The organism is Streptosporangium sp. NPDC002607 (genome assembly GCF_053592655.1).
On the sequence record NZ_JBSFWD010000021.1, the window covers coordinates 65,042 to 87,370 of the forward strand.

The window sequence follows — 22,329 nt, forward strand, 5'->3', positions numbered from 1 at the left end:
GTTCGCGTACGTCAGGACTCCAGGTCGGTGCGTGTCCTCACGGCGAAACCGCCGGGAGGTAGGCGTAGGCCCTCCACCTCGTGTTCCTCGTCGCCGTGGTTGATGGCGAAGAGCCAGTCGCCGCGTCGGACGAGTTCCACGGGGGCGGGGGACAGGCCCAGCAGGCGGGCGTAGGCGGCGTCGGTCAGGCGGGTGGAGATGTAGAGGGCGGTGCCGGAGCCGTACGGGTGGCGGGTGATGGCGGGTTGGCCGGAGAGGGGGGTGCCCAGGGTGTGCGGGCCGGTGTAGACGGCCAGGGCCTCGGCGCCCTCCAGGTGCACGTGCTCGCTCCAGAAGGTGCCGGTCTCCGCTTGGTCGAAGGCGCCGGCTCCGGGGTGGGACCGCGTGGGGGGTTCGGCCTGGTCGGGGATGCGCGCCGAGGTTCTGGCCTCGGTGGGTACGGGATCGGCCGGGCGCAGGCCGGATCCGTTCGGGGGCGGGGCGGACAGGGTGAGGGTGACGTCCGGGGGGAGGGGGTGGAACTCCTCGACTCTGATGCCGAGGAGGTCGCGGAGGGCGCCGGGGTAGCCGCCGAGGCGGACGCGGGCGTGCTCGTCGGCGACGCCGCTGAGGTAGGAGACCACCAGGGTGCCGCCGCTCGCGACGTAGCGGCGCAGGTTCTCGGCGTCGGCGTCACAGATGAGGTAGAGGCTCGGAACGAGCACGAGCGGGTACGCCGACAGGTCGGCGGAGGGGTGGACGAGGTCGGCGGTGACGCCGTGCCGGTAGAGCACCCGGTGCGCCTGGCGTACGGCCTCGGTGTAGTTCAGCTCGGTGGAGGGCAGGCCGGGGGCCTGGAGCGCCCAGTTCGCCTCGACGTCCCAGAGGATCGCGGCCCCGGCCTCGACGGGGGCCGCGCAGGCGTCCTCCAGGGTGGGCAGCAGCGCGCCCAGGTCGCAGACCTCGCGGAAGATCCGGGAGTCCGGTCCGGCGTGCGGCACCATGCCCGCGTGCCAGAGTTCGGCGCCGCCCCGGGAGGCCCGCCACTGGAAGAACATCGCCCCCCGCGAGCCCCGCGCGATGTGCGACAGGCTCAGCCTGGTGATCTCACCGGGCCGCTTGGCGAGCATCCGGGCGCCGGTGTAGGTGACCACCGCCTGCTCCATCAGCAGCCAGGGCTTCCCGGTGGCCGGGCGATGTGCCGGGTCGTCGGCCGAGTCGCGCGTCGGATCGGCTGAGCTGTGCGCTGGATGCGAGGCCGAGCCGTGCGCCGGGTCGTCGGCCGAGCTGTGTGTCGGATCGGCTGAGCCGTGCGCCGGGTCGGTGGCTGAGTCATGCGTCGGACCGGTCGAACCGTGTGCCGGAGTCGAGGCCCAGCCGCGGGCCAGGTCGGCGGCGAAGGCGGTCTCGGCAGGTGGGTCGGCGGAGGGGTAGTGGTCGATGGCCACCAGGTCGACCTCGGCCGCCCAGTGCCGCTGGTTCACCGGGACCCAGTCGCCGAGGACGAAGTTCGTGGTGATCGGGACGTCCGGGGTGAGCTCGCGCAGCACAGCCTTCTGCTCGCGGAAGTGGTCGAGCATCGCGTCGGAGACGAACCGCCGGAAGTCCAGGACCTGGGCGGGGTTGGGCAGGTACTGGGTGGCGCGGGGCGGGGTGATCTGCTCCCAGGCGGAGTAGTGCTGGCTCCAGAACGAGGTGGTCCAGGCGTCGTTCAGCGCCTCCAGGGTGCTGTGCCGCGCCTGGAGCCAGATCCTGAAGGCGGCGGCGGCGTGGTCGCAGTGGCAGGTGGTGCCGTACTCGTTGTGCACGTGCCACATGGCAAGCGCCGGGTGGTCGCGGTAGCGCTCGGCGAGCGTACGGGCGATCCCGGCGCAGGCGGCGCGGTAGGCGGGGGAGTGCACGCAGTAGGTGTCGCGGCTGCCGTGGGTGAGCCGGGTGCCGCCGGGGGTGACGGTGCGGGCGTCGGGGTGGGCGAGGCCGAACCAGGGGGGCGGTGAGGCGGTCGGGGTGGCCAGGTTGACCCCGATCCCGCCGGTGTGCAGCAGGTCGAGGACGCGGTCGAGCCAGCCGAAGTCGTGCACGCCGGGTGCGGGCTCCAGCCGTGCCCAGGAGAAGACCCCGACGCTGACCAGGTTGACCCCGGCCCGCCGCATCAGCTCGACGTCCTCCCTCCAGACCTCCTCCGGCCACTGCTCGGGGTTGTAGTCCCCGCCGTAACACAGCCCGCCGAACCCTCGGGGCCAGTCCACCGGCTACTCCCTTATTTGGATGGAATCTAAACTAATTATCCACAGGTGGGGAGCCTGACTCAAGCCGTGGTCGTGGGCCGCCGATGGGCGCGAGCCGTATGCCTCCCTGCCGGGCTTCTGTGGGCCGTCGGTGGGTCGAGCCCGTTTCACGCTCGATCCTCGCGAGCCGCGCGGCTCCGTGGGCCGTCGGTGGGTCGGGCCCGTTCTGGGGTGGCCCGGCCTCCGGGGTCACCTCGGCGTCGGCCGTTTCGAGGGCGCCCCTCCCGGACGGGGCCGGGCAGGTGGAGGCATTGACGTTTGTTGGTTTGGACGCAAAACTAATTCCGCTACAGGATGCCGAGAGCTGGAGTTCCCATGCCTTACCGTCCCCCGCTGGTCGCGCACGAGTACTTCGTCGCCGATCCGCCGGAGCTGCCCGTCCGGTCGCACGGCGAGGAGGGCCTGTCTGCGCTGATCTCGGCGGAACCGGTCGCCTCGGACGCGGCCGGGGTGATCCTGAAGGCGGTGACCTCCGCCGAGGAGACGCTCCTGGTCCAGGTGAGCGTGGCGGGCGAGGGGGTGATCCGGGTTCGGCTCGGGCAGGACGCGGACGCGCGGACCCGGTCGGCCGCCGCGATCTCCATGGTCACGCCGGGAGAGTTCGCCGGGGCGCGGGTGGAGAGCCTGGACGGGACGATCCTGCTGGACGCGGGCTCGCTCCGTGCGGAGATCACCCTGGCGCCCTGGCACCTGAGGTTCACCGACGCGAGCGGGGCGCCGCTGCTGGAACAGGACCGGGGGCACACCGACATCAGTGGCCGGTTGCGCACGCTGCCCTTCGGCCGCTCCAGCTCGAACGGTGCGGTGGTCGGCTACCACGAGAGCTTCGCCGCCCCCGCCGACGAGGCGTTCAGCGGGTTCGGCGAGTCGTTCACCCGGCTCGACAAGCGCGGCCAGCGGCCGGTCATGTGGAACTTCGACGCGTTCGGCGCCGAGTCGCAGCGGGCGTACAAGAACGTTCCGTTCTACCTGTCCAGCAGGGGTTACGGCGTGCTGGTGGACAGCGGGACGCCGGTCGAGTTCGACGTCTGCCAGACCACGCACAGCTGCGTGCAGATCGTGGTCCCGGACGACCTGATCGACTACTACGTGATCGCCGGGCCCACCCCTTCCGAGGTGCTCGGCCGGTTCGACCTGCTGACCTGCGCGCCGCTGCTCCCGCCGAAGTGGGCGTTCGGCACCTGGATCTCCTCGGGGTTCTTCGTCGACACCCAGGAGCGGGTGATGGCCAGGGCGCGGACGATCCGCGAGCGCGGCATCCCGTGCGACGTGCTCCACCTGGACACCTACTGGCAGACCGACGGGCACTGGTCCGACCTGCGCTGGGACGCAGGCGGCTTCCCCGACCCGACCGGCATGCTGGCCGAGCTGGACGCGATGGGGTTCAAGGTCTGCCTGTGGATGAACCCGTACATCTCCCACCTCAGCCCGGCCTTCCCAGCAGCGGCTGAGAACGGATATTTCCTGAAAAAGCCTGATGGCGAGGTCTACGTGGCCGACTGCTGGCACGGCTCCTACCCGGCCTGCGGCATCGTCGACTTCACCAACCCGGCCGCCACCGAGTGGTTCCAGGGACTGCTCCGCCCGCTGCTCGAACAGGGCGTCCAGGTCTTCAAGACCGACTTCGCCGAGGGGGTGCCGCACGACGCGGTCGCGGCCAACGGGATGTCGGGCACCGACCTGCACAACGTCTACACGCTGCTCTTCAACGACGCCGTCTCCGAGGTGACCCGTGAGATCGCCGGGCACGGCATGGTCTGGGCGCGTTCGTCGTTCCTCGGCGGGCAGCGGCACTCGGCGCAGTGGAGCGGCGACACTTTCACCAGCTACCCGGCGATGGGCAGCACGCTCCGTGGCGGGCTGGCGCACGGCCTGTCCGGCATCCCGTTCTGGAGTCACGACGCGGGCGGGTTCACCGGCCGCCCCACCGACGACCTGTACGTCAGGTGGACCCAGTTCGGCGCGTTCTCCCCGCTGCTGCGCCTGCACGGCACCACCAGCCGGGAGCCGTGGGAGTTCCCCGAGGTGGAGGCGGAGGCGGTCGAGGCGCTGCGGCTGCGCTACCGGCTGATGCCGTACATCTACACGGCGGCCGTCGAGGCCGCCGCGACCGGGGCACCGATGATGCGGGCGCTCTGCGTCGACTATCCCGATGACCCGGTGGCCTGGCAGGCGGACCTGGAGTACCTCCTCGGCCGCGACCTGCTGGTGGCGCCGATGACCTCACCCGAGCAGGTCAGGAAGGTCTACCTGCCGGCCGGGCGATGGGTGGACCACTGGACCGGCGAGGTGCTGGCCGGCGGCAGGTACGTCACGGTCGCCACGCCGCTGGACCGCATCCCGCTGTTCGTCAGGTACGGCGCGATCATCCCCGTCCTCGCCGAGCCCGGCGTCGCCGTCGGGGACGGGCCGTTCGGGGAGATCACCCTGGTCGCCTACGGCGTGGGCGAGAGCAGCACCACGATCTCCGACCACGACGGGGACACCACGATCACCGCGATCCCCGAGGGCGAGGGCCTGCGGGTGACCGTCTCGGGGAGCGCGCGGATCGCGGGCGTCGAGCTGGTGGGGGCCAGTGTCCCGATCGTCATCACCACCATCTAGGAGAAGACCATGTTCAACCTGAGAGTCGGTGTCGCCACGGTGGCGGCGCTCGCGGCGCTCGCCGCCTGCGGCGGCACCGAGCAGGCGGCGGACAAGCCCGCCGCGGACGGCCCCCGCGTCCTGAAGCTCTGGCACTACGAGGGCGCCGACAGCGCGATGGGCAAGGCGTGGGCCGAGGCCGTCAAGCAGTTCGAGGCGACCCACCCGAACGTGACGGTCAAGTTCGAGGAGAAGGCGTTCGAGCAGATCCGCCAGTCCGCGGGCATGATCCTCAACTCGGACGAGGCCCCCGACGTCATGGAGTACAACAAGGGCAACGCCACGGCGGGGCTGCTCTCCAAGCAGGGGCTGCTCACCGACCTCACCCCCGAGGTGACCAAGCGGGGCTGGGACAAGCTGCTCAGCCCCTCGATCCAGACCACCGCCAGGTACGACGAGCGCGGCGTGATGGGCGCGGGCAAGTGGTACGGCGTCCCGAACTACGCCGAGTACGTGATGGTCTATTACAACAAGGACGCGTTCAAGAAGGCGGGCGTCGAGGTGCCCACCACCTACGAGGAGTTCACCGCCGCCCTCGACACGTTCGTCAAGGCGGGGACCACCCCCATCGCGGTCGGTGGCGCCGAGTATCCGGCGCAGCAGATCTTCTACCAGCTCGCGCTGAGCAAGGCGCAGCGCTCCTGGGTGGACGCCTTCCAGCTCTACAAGGGCAAGGTCGACTTCAAGGGGCCGGAGTTCAAGTACGCGGCCGACACCTTCGCCGACTGGGTCAAGAAGGGCTACGTCGAGGCGGACTCCGCCGCCATCAAGGCCGAGGACATGGGCGTCTCCTTCATCGGCGGCAAGTACCCGATCCTGGTCTCCGGCAGCTGGTGGTACGGCCGCTTCGTCAGCGACGTCAAGGACTTCGAGTGGGGCTCGTTCCTCTGGCCGGGCAACACGATGAGCGCCGGGTCCAGCGGCAACGTCTGGGTCGTCCCGGAGAACGCCAAGAACAAGGACCTCGCCTACGACTTCATCGACATCACCATGAAGAAGGACATCCAGAACCTGCTCGGCAACTCCGGCGGCATCCCGGTGGCCGCCGACACGGCCGCGATCACCGATGAGAAGAGCAAGGAGCTGATCGAGAACTTCAACAAGCTCTCGGCCTCCGACGGGCTGGCCTTCTACCCCGACTGGCCGGCGCCCGGCTACTACGACGTGCTGGTGGCGGGCGTGCAGAACCTCATCAACGGCGCCAAGACCCCCGACGCGGTGCTGGACGAGATCGCCGCTCCGTACGACGAGAACCTCGCCGACATCGGTAACTGACCCCTCCCGCGGCCCGCGCCGTGACGATCACGGTGTCACGGCGCGGGTCGTACGCACAGAACAGAGAAAGGAGACCTCCGATGCCGAGGTCTCGTGACCGCGGGTACTGGGTGTTCCTGCTGCCGAGCGCCGTGCTCTTCACCGCGGTCATCGTCGTGCCGTTCCTGATGAACGTCGGCATCGGCTTCACCCGCTGGCAGGGGATCGGCGACCCGAGGTGGATCGGGCTGGAGAACTACACCCGGCTCCTCGCCGACGAGCGGTTCTGGTCCTCCTTCCGCAACAACGTCGCGCTCATCGTGGCGATGGCGATCGTCCCGACGCTCATCGGCCTCGTCCTGGCCGCCACGCTCTTCGACTACGTGGGCAAGAAGGTCGGCCCCCGCGCGGCCAGCCTGCTGCGGGCTGCGTACTACCTGCCGCAGGTGCTGCCGGTCGCGGTGGCCGGAATCGTCTGGGGCTGGATCATGCACCCCAGGTTCGGGGCGCTCAACGAGCTGCTCGGGCTGCTGGGGATGGAGCCGAGGAACTGGCTGGGGGACCCGGGCTGGGCGCTGCCGAGCGTCATGGTGATCATGGTCTGGTTCCAGATCGGCTACCCGGTGGTCATCTTCATGTCCGGGCTGCAGCGGGTCGACCCCGCGCTGTACGAGGCCGCCGAGATGGACGGCGCCTCGTGGTGGCGGCGGTTCTGGCACATCACGATCCCGCAGATCCGGCCGGAGATCTACGTGGTCCTGCTGACCTGCACGATCGCCGCGCTCAAGGTCTTCGGGCCGATCTTTGTGCTGACCAGGGGCGGCCCCGGCGGTGCCACGCTCGTGCCTTCCTACTTCAGCTACCAGAACTTCTTCGAGAAGGCCAACGTCGGCTACGGCGCGGCGATCGCCACCGTGCTCACCCTGGTGATCATCGCGGTGACGGTCTTCTTCCTGCGGGTTCAGGACAGGGAATCATGATCCGGAAGTACTCGGTCCTGGTCTCGCTGGTCGTGCTGGCCGTCGTGATGCTGGTGCCGTTCGTCATCGTCACGCTCAACGCGGTCAAGTCACCGGCCGACTACTCCTCGGGCGGGCCGCTGAGCCTGCCGAGCGAGCTGTACCTCGACGGGATCGTCGACTTCTGGAACCGGGTCGACTTCGGCGGCAAGCTCTGGAACAGCCTGCTGATCAGCGGCTCGGTGGCCGTGCTCGCGACGGTCCTGTCGGTGCTCAACGCCTACGCGCTCGGCATCGGCAGGGTGCGCGGGCGGGTGTGGATCCTGGTCGTCTTCCTGGTGGCCAACACGCTGCCACAGGAGGCGCTGGTCTACCCGCTGTACTACCTGGCCAAGCAGGCCGGTCTCTACGACACCAGGCTCGGGGTGATCATCATCTTCACGGTGATCCAGAGCGCCTTCGGGACCTACCTGCTCTCCTCGGTGCTCGGCCGCTTCCCGCACGAGATCCTGGAGGCGGCGGCCCTGGACGGGGCGGGCAAGTGGCGGGCCCTGTGGCGGATCGTCGTGCCGATCAGCAGGCCCACGCTGAGCGTGCTGCTCATCTTCTTCTTCATCTGGACCTGGAACGAGTTCTTCCTGCCCCTGGTCTTCCTCATCTCCAACGAGAACCAGACGGTTCCGGTCGCCCTCGGGGTGCTGCAGGGGGACAAGATGATGGACGCCACGATGTCCAGCGCCTCGGCGCTGCTCGGCATCCTGCCCGCGGTCGCCTTCTTCCTCATCTTCCAGCGGACCCTGACCCGCGGCGTGACCGTGGGCGCCGTCAAGTGAGCCGTCAAACGAACTCTCCGCCGAGCCCCGACGGGGCTCCCGACGCCGTACGCCGCTCGGGGGCGGACGGCGTCCCCAGACCCGCAGTTCTTCGACTCCCCCTGACCTGGAGGCGAGATGTCCTTATCGACCAAGGCAGCGACCAGGGCCGTCGCGGCCGTGGCCGCGACGGCCCTGACCCTGGGGTTGTGCGCGGCCCCGGCCCGCGCGGCCTACGAGTACCCCTTCCGTGATCCCTCGCTCCCGCTGAGCCAGCGCGTCGACGACCTGCTCGGCCGGCTCACCCAGGCCGAGAAGATCTCCTGGCTCCACCAGTACCAGCCCGCGGTGGACCGCCTGGGCATCGGGCTGTTCAAGACCGGCACCGAGGCGCTGCACGGCGTCGCCTGGTCCACCGACATCGACAACGGCGGCAGCGTGGTGACCGCCGAGGGGACCGTGTTCCCGCAGGCCGTCGGCCTGGCCAGCACCTGGAATCCCGACCTGATCAAGAAGGTCGGCGCCGCCGTCGGCGACGAGGCCAGGGGATATCACGCGGAGAACCCCCGGCTGTGGGGCCTGCAGCTCTGGGCGCCGGTGGTCAACCTGCTCCGCGACCCCCGCTGGGGCCGCAACGAGGAGGGCTACTCCGAGGACCCGCTGCTCACCGGCGCGATCTCCACCGCGTACGGCTCGGGCATCCAGGGCGACGACCCGGACCACCTGCGGGCGGCCCCGGTGCTCAAGCACTTCCTGGCCAACAACAACGAGGTCCGCCGCGACACGACCTCCTCCAGCCTGCGCCCGCGCGTCCTCAACGAGTACGACGTCCCGGCGTTCAAGACCGCGCTGCAGGCGGGCGCGGCCACCGGCGTGATGACCGCCTACAACCTGATCAACGGGCGGCCCGCCACGGTCACCGACCTCAACTCCACGGTCAGGACCTGGACCGACAGGCCGCTGTTCAACGTCTCAGACGCCGGCGGGCCCAACAACCTCACCGGCTCCCAGGGTTACTTCGCCACCCAGGCCGAGGCCGCCGCCGCCATGCTCAAGGCGGGCGTGGAGAGCTTCACGGTGAACGACACCAACGCCGCCCCGACGGTGGCCGCGGTCAACGAGGCGCTGACGCGAGGGCTGCTGACCCAGGCCGACATCGACACCGCGGTACGCAACATCCTCGGCATCCGGTTCCGGCTCGGCGAGTTCGACCCGGACGGCGGGCCGTACGGGAAGATCACCAAGGACGTGGTCGACAGCCCCGCGCACCGCGCGCTGGCCCGGCGGACCGCGGCCGAGGCGGCGGTGCTGCTGAAGAACTCCGGGAAGACCCTGCCGCTCAGCCCCGCCAAGAAGGTCGCGGTGGTCGGCCCGCTGGCCGACACCCTCTACACCGACTGGTACTCCGGCAGGCTGCCCTACAAGGTCACCCCGCTCGCCGGGATCAGGGCGCGGTCCGCCGCCGCCGTCACCAGCGAGGGCGTCGACCGGATCGCGCTGAAGTCCGGCGGCAGGTACCTCACCGCGGGCACCGGGGCCGGTGCCGACCTGAAGCTCTCGGCGACCACCGCGGGCGCGACCGAGCAGTTCGACGTCTTCGACTGGGGCCAGGGGATCGTCACCCTGCGCAGTGTCGCCAACGGCAAGTACGTCAGCCGGGCGAACTGGTCCACCCTGGTCAACAACCAGGAGCAGCCCACCGGCTGGTTCGTCCAGGAGCAGTTCAAGCTGGAGGCGCAGGCCGACGGCACGACGCTGCTGCGCTACGCCGGCTACGAGACCGCCTACGACTGGTTCGGCCCGAACAAGTACGTCAAGGCGGCGGCCGACGGCACGCTCAGCCTGACCACAGCCGAGGACGCCACCCGCTTCGAGAAGGAGACCGTGCGCAGCGGGATCGCCGAGGCGGTCGCGGCGGCGAAGGGCGCCGACGCGGCGGTGGTCGTGGTCGGCAGCATGCCGTTCATCAACGGCCGTGAGGACCACGACCGGACCGACCTCGGGCTCGCCGAGGGACAGCGGGCGCTGGTGGAGGCGGTGCACGCCGCCAACCCGAACACCGTGGTCGTGCTGGAGAACAGCTACCCGACCACGATCGACCGGCTGCAGGAGAAGGTTCCGGCGATCCTGTGGACCACACACGCCGGAGCCGAGACCGGCAACGCGCTGGCCGACCTGCTGTACGGCGACGCCAACCCGGCCGGCCGCCTCACCCAGACCTGGCCCAGGGCCGGTGCCACCCTGCCGGACATCCTCGACTACGACATCGTCAAGACCGGTGCGACCTATCTGTACTCCAAGGCCAAGCCGCTGTACGCCTTCGGCCACGGCCTGAGCTACACCACGTTCGGCTACCAGGGCCTCAAGGCCACCGCCAGGAGCGGTGGGTACGAGGTGAGCGTCAAGGTGACCAACACCGGCTCGCGCGCGGGCGACGAGGTGGTCCAGCTCTACACCCACCAGCACGCCTCCCGGGTGGAGCAGCCGGTCAAGCAGCTGCGCGGCTTCCAGCGGGTGCGGCTGGCCCCGGGGGAGTCGAAGACGGTGAAGTTCTCGCTCAAGACCGCGGACCTGGCCCTGTGGGACGTGACCAGGGGTCGCTTCGCGGTGGAGCCGTCCACCCACGACGTCATGGTCGGCTCGTCCTCGGACGCCATCCGGCAGCGCGTGACCGTACGGGTGGACGGCGAGCGGATCGGTCCCCGCGATCTCACCCAGCCCACCCGCGCCGCCGACTTCGACGACTACGCGGGGGTCGAGCTGGTCGACGAGACCAAGGTCCGCGGTGACGCGGTCGGCGCCTCGGCGGGCGAGTGGATCGCCTTCAAGGACGTGGACTTCCGGGCCGGGGCCACCGGCGTGCGGCTCGGGGTCGCGGCGGGTGCCGCCTCCTCGGTCGAGATCCGGCTCGGCTCCCCGACCGGCAGGCTCGCCGGGACCGTGCCGGTGGCCGCCACCGGCGGGATCTACTCCTGGGCCACGGCCGCTGCCCCCGTCACCGGCGTACGGGGTAAGCAGGATGTCTACCTGGTCTTCAGGGGCGCCCTGCGGGTGAAGGACGTGACCTTCACCCGCTGACCCGGCTCCGACCCCGGCTACGGCCCGCTCCCCTAGGGGAGCGGGCCGTACGTGGTTGAAAGCGGTTTTCCGGGTACGGGCGCTGAAAAGGGAAGCATCGGCCCAGGTAGCGCGTTGTGGCCGTTTCGAACCGTGATTTCGATCAATTCTGAGGAGAACACCATGACGAGTACGGAACGTCCCGCCGAGGCGTCGGGCCAGTTCGCCATCGGGGGCGACCTCACGGTCAACCGCCTGGGGTACGGGGCGATGCAGCTCACCGGGAAGGGCGTGTGGGGGGAGCCGAGCGACCCCGAGGAGGCGGTCCGCGTGCTGCGCCGCGCCGTCGAGCTGGGCGTCAACTTCATCGACACCGCCGACTCCTACGGCCCGTTCGTCTCCGAGCTGCTGATCAAGAAGGCGCTGCACCCCTACCCCGAGGACCTGGTCATCGCGACCAAGGCGGGGCTCACCCGGTCGGGCCCCGACGACTGGCGCCCGGTCGGCCGCCCCGAGTACCTGCGCCAGCAGGCCGAGCTGAGCCTGCGCCACCTCGGCGTGGAGCGGATCGACCTGTTCCAGCTGCACCGCATCGACGCGAAGGTGCCCCTCGCCGACCAGGTCGGGGAGCTCGCCCTGCTGCAGCAGGAGGGCAAGATCCGGCACATCGGCCTCAGCGAGGTCAGCGTCGAGCAGGTCGAGGAGGCGAGCAGGTACGCGAGGATCGTCTCGGTGCAGAACCTCTACAACCTCGCCCAGCGCGACGCCGAGCCGCTGCTGGACTACTCCGAGGCCAACGGCATCGGCTTCATCCCGTGGTTCCCGCTCGCCACCGGCAAGCTGGCCGAGGAGGGTGGCCCGCTCGCCGAGGCGGCCAGGGCACACGGCGCCACCCCGTCCCAGCTCGCCCTGGCCTGGCTGCTGAAGCGCTCCCCGGTGATGCTCCCCATCCCCGGCACCTCGAAGGTCGCCCACCTGGAGGACAACATCGCCGCCGCAGGCGTCGAACTGACCGACGACGAGTTCGCGGCCCTGTCCAAGGGGGCCTGAGACGGATGCCGCCTGTCGTGGACCCACCACGACGGGCGGCTCCGTTCAGAAGCACGCGATGCGACGATCGCCTGATGCTCAGACGGCCAGAGCGCGGCGCCGTGGTCGACGGCTCTCATGAATCAGCGTGGGGACGGGGCCGAGTGTGGCATGGCCCGCAGGAACATGTCACCGAAGCCGCATGCGCAGTCGTGCGAGGACCGCTCGGCGCACCGGGCCATTCCGTCGGTGACACCGCGCCGCAAATGAAGCCATAGTGATTTACAAGTGGGGGCCAGTAGTTTCCCGACATGAGAAAACGATCTTCCGTCCTCGCCGCCCTGACTGTAGCCGCCGTACTCGCCGCTCCCGCCGCTGCCTCGGCCACAGCGGGATTTTCGGCGGCAGGGGTTTTCTCCGGCTCGTCGGCTTCGGGGACCAACGCCTTCTCCTTCCAGGGCATGAACCTGAAGATCCCCGCCGGCTGGAAGGTGCACCGTAACGGGAACAGCGTCGTAGTGGTGACCGGAAAGTGCAAGAGGCCAGAACCCTTCGCCCCGAACTGCCAAGGGTTCTGGGTGTTCGGCGCAAAGGCGATCACCAAGGTCCCGGTCGGGGGCGGTTTCATCACCTACACCGGCAAGGAGCAGTTCCATCCCTTCAGTGGCGTGGTGCCCTGTCCGTTCAACGCCAAGACCAGTTGGTTCCCTGGTGAGAAGGCCACTTCGACAGGTCTGCACCAGGTCGGACGCGGCCACAAGGCGAAGTACACCGCCTGGCCCAACCAGTGCGTGACGAACAACGGTGGCCGGCGGACGGCGAGCTTCACTCAGCGGGAGTGGTTCCTGCCCTCGTCGAAGATTCTGGTGGTGGACGTCTGGAACACACCGGGGCTGTCGAACGTGCTCAAGCGCGCCACCTGGAGTTGACCGTATACCGGCCGGGATACTGCTGGTGTTCTGGCTCATCTTGGCGGTGATGATGCGGCCGCAGGTGTATCTGTGGGACATGAACCAGATGCCGGCCAGAGTTGAGCGCACTGGCACTACGACGAGGCTGGCTGGAAGGCGGCGAACGACATCGGGGGGCGCCGCGGCCGGCGAAACTCGTACACGACCTTGCCGGTCATGATGGCCATCGGTCTGGTGTGCGTGGTGGTCGGGTTCGCCGTGGCGCGTTGACCACCGCCATTTGGAAAGGTCTCATCGTGACGATTCAGGTAGCGGTCTGCGGTCCGCGTGACTGCACCGGCGAGGACGAGTCCAACGCCCGCGAGGTCGGCCGGCTGCTGGCGGAGCGCGGCGCGGTGGTGATCTGCGGCGGTTACACGGGGGTCATGGCCGCCGTGGCGTCCGGCGCCCGCTCGGCGGGCGGGACGGTGGTCGGCATCCTGTCCCGAGCGGACCGGGAGCACGCCAACCCGGACCTGTCCATCGTGATCCCGACAGGCGTCGGGGAGGCGCGGAACAGCATCATCGTCAACTCGGGTGACGCGGTGATCGTCATCGGCGGATCGTGGGGCACCCTGTCGGAACTGGCGCTCGCGATGCGCCGCGGCCGTGTCCCCGTGGTCCAGCTCGGCGGCTGGCGGCTGGTCGACGACCGTGCGGGGCATCCGGTGGCCGGCGTCAGGTACGTCTCGTCCCCGCGGGAGGCGCTGGCGGCCACCGGGTGCTGGCCTGATCGCTGACCGGACCGTCGCCGGGCCTGGCTACGGGCCGGGATCCGGTCGCGGCGGCGATCCCGGCCGGTCCCCGCGGCGAGGACGGCCGCCACCATGGCCTCCACCTGCTGCCGGATCCGATCCCGGCCGCTGTCCGCGGCCGGTGACGACCTGGTCCGTGACCCGCTCCTGGGCGCCCAGGCGGCGGGACACCACACCGAGCAGCCGCCCCCCGGAGAAGTAACCGAACCTCCGGGAGTCGACGCTGGCGGCCGGGTTGTCACCCAGCAGCACCAGGCAGCCCGCCGGGACCCGTGCGCCGGGGGCGGCCCGCGCGGCAGCCGCCACCTCCCCGGGCACCGGGTCGCCGGGCACGGCGGCCGCGCGCTTGATGATCCACTGCCCGGGGGGCACCGGATCCGCCATCACCACGACCTGCCCCGGGCGGACCGCGGCCAGGGACGCCCGGCGGATCAGGAGCCGCTCGCCCTCCCGGTAGGTGGGTTCCATGCTCACCCCGTGTACCGTCACCACGAGGAAGCGCCGCCGGGTCCAGAGCAGGCCCGCCAGGACCGCCGCGGCGAGGACGCCCAGGAGCGGCCCGGTCACGGCTCCGCCCCGATGACGGCGACCTCGTCCCGGTAGCCGTCCGCCTGGAGACGGAACAGCCGCGCGTACGGGCCGTCCGCCCGGTACAGCTCGTGGTGGTCGCCCCGCTCGGCGATCCGCCCGTCCTCCAGCACCACGATCAGGTCCGCGTCGCGAACCGCGCCGAGCCGGTGCGAGATGAGCAGGCTCGTCCGGCCCGCCCGCAGCAGCCGCAGCCGGCGGTGGATCTCGTGTTCGGCCTGGGCGTCCAGCCCGGCACTCGGCTCGTCGAGGATCATCATGTCGCAGTCGTCCCGGAGCAGCGCCCGGGCCAGTGCCAGGCGCTGCCACTGCCCGCCGGACAGGACCACCCCGGTGACCGGGTCGTCCCTGTCCGCCTCCATGAAGAAGGTGCGGCTCAGCATGGTGTCGTACCCGTGCGGCAGCCGCCGCACGATGTCGTCGACACCCGCCCGCTCCGCGGCGGCCACGATCCGCTCCCGGTCCTCGATCGCGGTCAGGTCGCCGAGCCCGATGTTCTCCGCGGCGGTGAAGTCGTAGGACATGTAGTCCTGGAAGACCACTCCCAGCCGTTTCCTGAGATCGACGGCGGGCACGTCCCGCAGATCGATCCCGCCCCAGTGAATCGAGCCGGACGTCGGCTCGTAGAAACGGCACAGAAGTTTCACCAGCGTGCTCTTCCCCGCCCCGTTCAGGCCGACCAGGGCCACGGTCGACCCGTGGGGAATGGTCAGGTCCACCCCGCGCAGGATCCACGGATGGTCCTCGCTGTAACGGAACCAGACATCACGCAGCTCGATGTCACCGGCCGGGGGGAGCCGCCGGGGCCGGGCCGGCGGCGGTAGGTCGGGCTCCAGCCGCTCGACGGCCAGGTAGTGGCCGAACATCAGCAGCTCCTGGTGGGTGTAGGCCGCCTGCTCGGCCAGGGAGGTCAGCGACGCCTGCACGGAGGCCACCGCCACCACGAACATGGAGATGTCCCCCGCGGTGCCCGAGCCGTTCAGCGCCGCACCGATCGCCATGACCAGCCCGGCCCCCGCCGTGCCCGCGCTCACCAGGCTCAGCGCCGCCTGCGTGATCAGCTCGCGGCGGTCCAGTCGCCGGTGCTGCCCGTTCGCGCGCACCCGCTCGGCCCGCATCCGCCCGCGGAGGAAGTCGCCGAGCCCGAAGAGCCGGATCTCCTTGGCCGCCTGCACGTCGCCGAGCAGCCGGCCGTAGAAGATCTCCCTGCGTTCGACGGGGCTGATGTTCCACATCAGCCGGGCACGGCGGCGGCTGAGGGAGATCTCCGCGATCAGCGTGGGCACGGCGGCGCCCAGCACGGCCACGGTGATGACCGGGCTGATCACCGCGAGCGAGGCGACGAAGCCAAGCACCGTGATCACGCTCTGGGCGATGCCGAGCGTGCCCTCGACGATCTGGCCCGGCGTGTGCCGGGCGGCCTGCTCCGCCAGGCGCAACCGGTCCAGGAAGGCGGGATCCTCGAACCGCGACAGCCCGGTGAAGCCGTTCACCGTCGTGTACAGCCGGTCCTGGGTGCGGAGCGCGATCGAGCGGCCCAGCTCCGCCCGGAGGTAACGGCGCGCGTGCGGTATCGCGAGCGTCAGCGCCCCGACGGAGACCAGGATGATCGCCGCGGTCATGACGCGGTCGTTCTCGCCGGTCAGCCCGTCCAGCACGACCTTGGTCAACCAGGCGGTCGCGACCGGCGCGGCCGCGGTGACCACGGTGAGCGCCGTGTACCCCAGCAGCAGCCGGGGCGCTGCCTGCCACCCCAGGCGCAGCGCCGCGCCGAGCTCCCCCAGCCGCGACCGCCGGTCCTCTCCCCGTGCCGTCATGCCGTGACCGGGTTCGGCAGCGCCGAGAGGTCGAATCCCGCCGCGGTGATGACGCTCTCGCCGTCCAGGACGCAGAACGTGGGAAAGGCGCTCACCCCGAAGGCGGCGGCCACCGGCCCCCCGTGCGCCTCCACGACCACCCGGGAGACCCGGGCCAGCGCGACCTGCATGTCCTCGGAGTCGTCGGCGCCGGCGATCACCGCGAGTACCCGGTCCCGGCCACCGGGCAGCGCCGCGGCGTACGCCGTGAACTTCGGCAGGTTCTCCGTGCACGGCCCGCAGCCGGGTGAGAAGAAACCGACGAGGGTGCCCGGTTCGAGCGCGTGGCGGGACACCGCCTCGCCGTCGGTGCTCAGCGCGTCGAAGTGCCCGACCGCCGATCCGGCCTCGGGCAGGCGCGCGTCGCCCGCCCCGGACAGCCCGGCCAGCGTGCGGGCGTGTTCCTTCAGTCTCCGGACCACCGCGAGCAGCAGCATGAGGTTCAGCCCGCAGAGCACGCCCAGCACGACGACGGCGGCGATCAGATAGGGCATCGTGTTCGTTCCTCTCCACTGGTGGCCCGCCGGCCGACGGGAGTACCGGCCGGCGGGGAGCGAAATCCGGGCTAGGGCCGGTAGACGCAGCTGCCGCAGACGGTCACGCCGTCGTCGGGGTAGTAGCAGCAGTACCTGGAGTGCCGGGCGCCACATTGCTGGTAGTAGCAGGACGCGGCGTCCGCGTGCCCGGCGGGGACCAGCCGGCTCAGCAGCCGGTCGGCCAGGGCGCTGATCGATCGCACCATAGCTCTTCCTTTCTGTGCGTTCCGGAAACGCAGATCCGATCTTTGGTGGTCACTGGAATCATTGGCCTCCGCCGTAGAAATGCCGTAGAAATGGCGTAGAGATTCTGTTCAGGCCGCGGCTGAGTGGAGATCGGTTGACATCGACGAGGTTCCGCTGCCTAGGGCCTCTGGAGGTGTGGGACGGCGACCGCTGGGTGTCACCCGGCGGGAGCAAGGTCCGCGGCGTGCTGGCCGCGCTGCTCGTACGGGCCGGGCAGAACGTGTCGGTGGACCACCTGGTCCACGAGCTGTGGGAGGACGCGCCCCCCGCTTCGTGCCGGACGCTGGTGCGCGGCTACGTCATGTCGCTGCGGCGGCTGCTGGACGACCGCGGGGCCGAGGTCATCCAGTCCCGCTACGGCGGTTACCGGCTGAACGTCGAGCGCGACGCCGTCGACGCGACCTGTTTCGAGGATCTCTGCGACGAGGGGATCCGGCTGCGCGCGCGGGGTGACCCGGGCGGGGCCTTCCCGCTGGTGCGCCGGGCGCTCTCGCTCTGGCGCGGACCGGTGCTGGCGGACGTGCCGGTGACGCCCCTGGTGGCCGCCTACGCCGGCGGGCTCGACGAGCGCAGGCTGGCGGCGCTCGTCTGGCGGATGGAGGGCGATCTCGAACGGGGACGGCCTGAGGAGCTCGTGCAGGAGCTCGTGAGCCTGGTGGCGGAGCACCCGTACCGGGAGGACCTCGCCGTCCTGCTCGTCCGGGCCCTGCACCTGGCGGGACGGCGCCCGGAGGCGCTCAAGTTCTTCGCCGACCACAGGCGGCTGCTGCGGGAGGACCTCGGCGTCGACCCCGGACCCGAGCTGTGCGGGGTGCACCAGCAGGTCCTGCTCGACGAGCGCCGCCCGGTGTGGCAGGGGCGGATCCCGGCGCAGACCCCGCCCTGCCTGCCCGACTTCACCGGCCGGGAGAAGGAGATCGAGCACTGGACGGCGGTGCTGGCCGCGGACGACAGCCGGGCGCTCCGCACGATCGCGATCTCCGGCCGCGCGGGGGTGGGGAAGACCACGCTGGCCGTCCAGCTGGCGCACCGGCTCAGGAGGAACTACCCCGACGGCCAGCTGTACGCCGACTTCACCGGCCAGACCACGCCCGGCGCGGTGCTGGGGCAGTTCCTGCGTGCCCTCGGGGTGCCCGGCCCCGCCGTCCCCGAACCGCTCACCGAGCGGATCCAGCTCTACCGCAGCCTGCTCGCGGACCGGCGGGTCCTGGTACTCGCCGACAACGCCGAGGCCGAGGCCCAGGTCAGAGCGGTCCAGCCGGGGGCGGGCGGCTGCGCGGTGCTGGTGACCAGCCGCAAGCGGCTGCTCGGCCTGGAGTCCGCCCACTTCGCGGATCTCGACGTACTGGAGCCCGGTGCGGCCCTCGATCTGTTCGCCAGGATCGTGACGGCCGGACGGGTCCGGGAGGAGCCCGGCGCCGCGCTGGAGATCGTCGGGCTGTGCGGTCAGCTGCCGCTGGCCGTGCGGATCGCCGGGGCGCGCGCGGTGACGCGACCGGGATGGCGGCTGTCCGCCGTCGCGGAGGAACTCCGTGACGAGACGTCGCGGCTCGACCGGCTGCGGGCCGGCGACCTCGATGTGCGGGCCGCCATCGGCACCTCCTACGCGGGCCTGGACCGGTCGCAGCGCCGGTTGTTCCGGCTGCTCGGGCTGCTCGACGTCCCTGATTTCCCGGCCTGGACCGCCGCCGCGCTGACCGGTGCGCCGGAGCGGGTCGCGGATGACTGGTTGCTCTCCCTGGTGGACGCGCGCCTCGTCGACGAGGTCGGCCCCGACCTCGGGGGGCGGCCGCGGTTCCGGCTGCACGACCTGATCCGGATCTTCGCCCGGCACCGCGCGGAGCGGGAGGACGACGCGGACACCCGGGGGGCGGCCCTGTCCCGGGTGTTCGGCGGGTGGCTGCTGCTCGCCGAGAGGGCCGACGAGCTGCTTCCCGCGCGTACCGTGGCGGCGTTGCGCTCCGCCGCGCCCCGCTGGCGTCCTGCCGCGGCCGAGAGCGTGGTGGGCGACCCGTTCGCCTGGTTCGAGGTGGAACGGCAGGCGCTCGCCGCCCTGGTGCGGCAGTCGGCCGCGATGGGGGAGACGGGGTACGCGTGGGGACTGGCCGCCGCCGCCCAGACCTTCTACGAGCTGCGCGACGCCTCCGAGGGGATCCGCACGCATCGGCTGGCGCTGGCCGCCTGCCGGGCGGCCGGCGACCGCCGGGGCGAGGCGGTCATCTTGCGCAACCTGGCCGATCTGCACTCCGGTAAGTCCGGAGCGGTGCTCGACGACAAGATCGAGTGGGCTGACGCGTCCCTCCGGATCTTCCGCGAGCTCGGTGAGCCGCGCGGCGCGGCGGACGCGCTGTACCTCTGCGGCGACACGTACCGGTTGCGGGGGGACTACGAGCGGGCCCTGTCCCGGCTCCAGGAGAGCGTCGAGATCGCCCGGAGCTGCGGCTACCCGCTCGGCGAGCTCCACGTGCTGCAGCAGTTCAGCAGCATCGACAGCGAGCGGGGGCGCTACGACGAGGCGCTCGGCCATGCCCGGCAGGCCATGGTGATCGTCGAGGAGTTGGCCAGCCCGCGCGACGAGTGCGTGGTGCGCGCCCTGCTCGGCATGATCTGCAAGCGGCTCGGCCGGTTCGACGAGGGGGCCGAACAGCTCCGCCGGGCCGTGGAGATGGCCCGCTCCTTCGCCGACCCCCTGATGGAGGCGCAGATGCTCGCCCATCTCGGGCAGCTCTACGCCGACCGCGGCCACCCCGACGCCCGCCGGACCCTGGAGCGGGGGCTGGCCGCCAGCTCCGCCTGCCACTACGAGCACGGCCAGGCGGTCGCGCTGCACGGGCTCGGCCTGCTGGAGAGCGAGGAGGGACGGTACGGGCAGAGCGTCGCCCGCCTGCTCGCCGCCGCGGACCTGTGGGAGCGGCTGCAGAACGCCTACGGCAGGGCGCGCACCCTCGGGGCGCTCGGCGAGGTCTACGCGCGCAGCGGCGACCTCGCCGCCGCCCGCCGCACCCTGGCGGAGGCCAGCCGAGAGTACCGGCAGCTGGACAACGAGGCCGAGGCCGCCCGCTTGGACGCGCTGTCGCGGTCGCTCGGAGGTCCGGCGGACGGCCGGTGAGCCCACCGGGTCACCGCGTCGCCGTCCCTTGCCGGCGCCGATGGTCACTCCCTTGGTGACGTGCCGCTGGACGAAGGCTCCCGAGCTGTGGGGGTGTTCCCGTGCGCGCAGTCCGCGCCGTACTGGAAACCGTGGACGAGGTCAGCCGCGGGCGCGGTTGACGGCGGTGGAGACCGCCAGCGGGATGGCCAGCAGGCCCAGCAAGGTGAGCTGGGTCGTTCTCGTGCTCAGGCCTTCGCATTCCGCAGGGTCGTCACCGAACCAGGGGATCAGCGTCCCGATGGGCGGGCCACAGCTCCCGATCGGCCACAGGGCCAGCGCCAGGATCAGTGCGAAGAGCAGAACCAGCCAGTGCTGCGCGCCGGAGGACGCCAGTTCGGGCTCGAAGCGGCGGCGCCACTGGCCGTAGGCCCAGAAGTAGAACGCGAGCGCGAGCAGGTTGAAGATCGTCAGGGGTGTGCCGAGGCGCTCCCGGTCCAGCACGAAATGCACCGCGGCCAGCGCCACCAGGACGGCGGTGAACCACCAGGCCAGATGCCAGGGCACCGTCCATGGGCCGATCCGCGCCCACCCGGCCCCCTCCTCACCGCTCTCGATTCCGTCTCCCATGGGGGCGAGCGTGGTCCAAGCCGCTTGTAGGTGGGTTGGATCCGGCTAGGGCGGCGAACAGGTCGCGGGCGAGGTGCCCGGTCCGGGCGCCTGGTCGACGGTCCCGCTGAGGGCCTGAGCATCGCCTGCGGTATTCCAGCGGAGTTCTAAGCCGATGCCAAGCACTTACAAGTCAATTGCAAGAGTGCTGTCCAACCATGTGCTTGGCGCGGAAAAAGTAGCGGGGAAGGCGTTTTCCCGGCTCAGGGCTTTTCGCATGGAGCCCGGCGTCACTCTTTCGTGGAAAAGAGCCACCGGGGGAAAAGAGAGGTAGCCAGTACGGATCGGTGCACGGCGGTTCCCATTCGAATTTGAAACCGAGATTCACTCCGACCATAAACCGGGATGGGCGCCCGAGTCCTCAGCCGACCGGTCTCACCGGCCTGCCCCGCTCCTCGAACGTGCCTGGCAGCACAGCCTGGCCCCCTTCCGGAGCGCAGTGCGGAAGACACGCGCGGCCCATGTCACCGAGCAGTCGTCACGAACAAGAAGTTAAGAGGATTAACGTGAGTGTTCATGCGTTCGACATGCTGTGCCGCGCCGTGGAAGAAACGGATGCCGGTCGCACCGACACCGCCCGGCGTTGGCTGGACAAGTTGCGCGGCCTGATCGCCCCCGAGAAAGTGGGCGATGATTTCCTATACCTGCTCTACCACGACGCCTTGGCCCGCCGGATCGGAAATTGCCAGGATGAGCGGGACAATCTGTACCTACGCCGTTTCGAGCGGCCACAGATCGAGTTGTTCGACCTGATGGCCCGGCACATGCCGGCGGTGACTCTGGCCGGTCGTATCGGCGGCGCGCTGCTCGCCGATCACCTCGCCGGGCGGGACACGGCCACCCTGATGTCGGTGGGCATCGGCTCGGGAGGTCAGGAGGCGGCGGTGCTCACCGCGCTCGCGAGTCGCGGCCAGGCACCCGGGCGGCTGACGGTGATCGGGGTGGACCCCGCGGTGGACAGCCTTCACCAGGCCGAACGGTCCATCCGCGACACTCGTGTCCCGCTGGACTTCCATCATGTGCCCCGCTTCGCCGAGCACATGACCGAGGAGGACTGGGACCTGGTGCGCCGAGCCCCCCGCCCGCTGGTGGTGAACGCCGCGTTCGCGCTGCACCACCTGCGGGACAACGCGTCCGGCACCGACGAGAGAAGCGCGTTCCTGGCGAAACTGCGCGATGCGGAGCCGGACGTCCTGGTGCTGTGCGAGCCGGACTCCGACCATCATCGGGTGGCACTGCCCGAGCGGTTCCGCAACTCATGGCGGCACTTCCACCCCGTTTTCCGGCTGATAGACGCGCTGGACGTCTCGGCCGCCGATCGTAACGCGATGAAACTGTTCTTCCGGCGCGAGGTGGTCGACATCGTCGGCACGGCGGACGACGAGGAGCGCTACGAACGTCACGAGCCGGCCGGGACATGGCTCGCGCGACTGCGCGGGGCCGGTTTCCGGCCTATGCCCGCGCCGGCGGAGTCGGTGTCGGAAACCATCCCTCCCGCTTTCATCCGCCAGGATCCGGACAGCGTGCGCATCGGATTCGACGGTGAGTCGATCCTGGCCGTCATCCACGCGGTGCCGGCGCACGGGTAGGCGATGACCGACCGGCACGGGCCGGCAGGTC

Annotated in this window: 16 protein-coding genes; 10 read left to right on the plus strand and 6 right to left on the minus strand. The window is 70.6% G+C overall.

The features are described from left to right. Positions 1–11 precede the first annotated feature (11 nt). Positions 12–2,228, minus strand: a complete 2,217-nt coding sequence (locus ACWD3H_RS23740; RefSeq protein WP_451956507.1) for a beta-galactosidase — start codon at positions 2,226–2,228, stop codon at positions 12–14. 354 nt (positions 2,229–2,582) lie between these two features. On the opposite strand from ACWD3H_RS23740, the gene ACWD3H_RS23745 reads away from it, so the two are divergent. The 8 genes from ACWD3H_RS23745 to ACWD3H_RS23780 all read left to right on the plus strand — a co-directional run bounded on the left by ACWD3H_RS23745 (position 2,583) and on the right by ACWD3H_RS23780 (position 13,711). Beyond that, a complete protein-coding gene (locus tag ACWD3H_RS23745; RefSeq protein WP_451956508.1) occupies positions 2,583–4,871 on the plus strand; it encodes a TIM-barrel domain-containing protein in 2,289 nt (762 codons plus the stop codon). 9 nt (positions 4,872–4,880) lie between these two features. Beyond that, positions 4,881–6,185: an ABC transporter substrate-binding protein gene (locus ACWD3H_RS23750; RefSeq protein WP_451956509.1), complete on the plus strand. Its 1,305-nt coding sequence runs from the start codon at positions 4,881–4,883 to the stop codon at positions 6,183–6,185. Between the two features lie 80 nt (positions 6,186–6,265). After that, the gene (locus tag ACWD3H_RS23755) at positions 6,266–7,144 is read left to right on the plus strand and encodes a carbohydrate ABC transporter permease (protein ID WP_355613929.1); all 879 of its coding nucleotides are present in this window, start codon (positions 6,266–6,268) and stop codon (positions 7,142–7,144) included. Then, entirely contained in the window at positions 7,141–7,956 is an 816-nt protein-coding gene (locus ACWD3H_RS23760; RefSeq protein WP_355555547.1) for a carbohydrate ABC transporter permease, read from the plus strand. Before ACWD3H_RS23755 ends, ACWD3H_RS23760 begins: the two co-directional genes overlap by 4 nt. Positions 7,957–8,073: 117 nt before the next feature. Next, positions 8,074–11,013 carry a glycoside hydrolase family 3 C-terminal domain-containing protein gene (locus tag ACWD3H_RS23765; protein WP_451956510.1) on the plus strand — a complete coding sequence of 980 codons (2,940 nt, stop codon included), beginning with the start codon at positions 8,074–8,076 and terminating at the stop codon, positions 11,011–11,013. Between the two features lie 162 nt (positions 11,014–11,175). Further along, positions 11,176–12,042: an aldo/keto reductase gene (locus tag ACWD3H_RS23770; RefSeq protein WP_451956511.1), complete on the plus strand. Its 867-nt coding sequence runs from the start codon at positions 11,176–11,178 to the stop codon at positions 12,040–12,042. Between the two features lie 440 nt (positions 12,043–12,482). After that, positions 12,483–12,950 (plus strand): hypothetical protein, encoded by a 468-nt coding sequence (locus ACWD3H_RS23775; RefSeq protein ID WP_451956512.1) that lies wholly within the window; start codon positions 12,483–12,485, stop codon positions 12,948–12,950. Positions 12,951–13,228: 278 nt separating this feature from the next. After that, positions 13,229–13,711 carry a TIGR00725 family protein gene (locus tag ACWD3H_RS23780; RefSeq protein ID WP_451956513.1) on the plus strand — a complete coding sequence of 161 codons (483 nt, stop codon included), beginning with the start codon at positions 13,229–13,231 and terminating at the stop codon, positions 13,709–13,711. A gap of 21 nt (positions 13,712–13,732) precedes the next feature. Here the strand turns inward: ACWD3H_RS23780 and ACWD3H_RS23785 are convergent, their stop codons facing one another. The 4 genes from ACWD3H_RS23785 to ACWD3H_RS23800 form a co-directional block, all read right to left on the minus strand. Next, positions 13,733–14,293, minus strand: a complete 561-nt coding sequence (locus tag ACWD3H_RS23785) for a S26 family signal peptidase (RefSeq protein WP_451956514.1) — start codon at positions 14,291–14,293, stop codon at positions 13,733–13,735. Next, entirely contained in the window at positions 14,290–16,131 is a 1,842-nt protein-coding gene (locus ACWD3H_RS23790) for an ABC transporter ATP-binding protein (RefSeq protein WP_451956515.1), read from the minus strand. The genes ACWD3H_RS23785 and ACWD3H_RS23790 overlap by 4 nt, the downstream gene beginning before the upstream one ends. Beyond that, entirely contained in the window at positions 16,128–16,664 is a 537-nt protein-coding gene (locus ACWD3H_RS23795) for a TlpA disulfide reductase family protein (protein WP_355552983.1), read from the minus strand. The genes ACWD3H_RS23790 and ACWD3H_RS23795 overlap by 4 nt, the downstream gene beginning before the upstream one ends. 71 nt (positions 16,665–16,735) lie before the next feature. Further along, complete coding sequence (locus ACWD3H_RS23800; RefSeq protein ID WP_350911797.1) at positions 16,736–16,912, minus strand: hypothetical protein; 177 nt, start codon at positions 16,910–16,912, stop codon at positions 16,736–16,738. Positions 16,913–17,046: 134 nt separating this feature from the next. Here ACWD3H_RS23800 and ACWD3H_RS23805 point away from each other — a divergent pair, with 134 nt between their 5' ends. Continuing rightward, on the plus strand, positions 17,047–20,061 hold the full coding sequence (locus ACWD3H_RS23805) for a BTAD domain-containing putative transcriptional regulator (protein WP_451956516.1): 3,015 nt from the start codon (positions 17,047–17,049) through the stop codon (positions 20,059–20,061). 141 nt (positions 20,062–20,202) lie between these two features. Here the strand turns inward: ACWD3H_RS23805 and ACWD3H_RS23810 are convergent, their stop codons facing one another. Continuing rightward, a complete protein-coding gene (locus tag ACWD3H_RS23810; protein WP_451956517.1) occupies positions 20,203–20,670 on the minus strand; it encodes a hypothetical protein in 468 nt (155 codons plus the stop codon). 545 nt (positions 20,671–21,215) lie between these two features. On the opposite strand from ACWD3H_RS23810, the gene ACWD3H_RS23815 reads away from it, so the two are divergent. Further along, the gene (locus ACWD3H_RS23815; RefSeq protein ID WP_451956518.1) at positions 21,216–22,298 is read left to right on the plus strand and encodes a GRAS family protein; all 1,083 of its coding nucleotides are present in this window, start codon (positions 21,216–21,218) and stop codon (positions 22,296–22,298) included. Positions 22,299–22,329 lie beyond the last annotated feature (31 nt).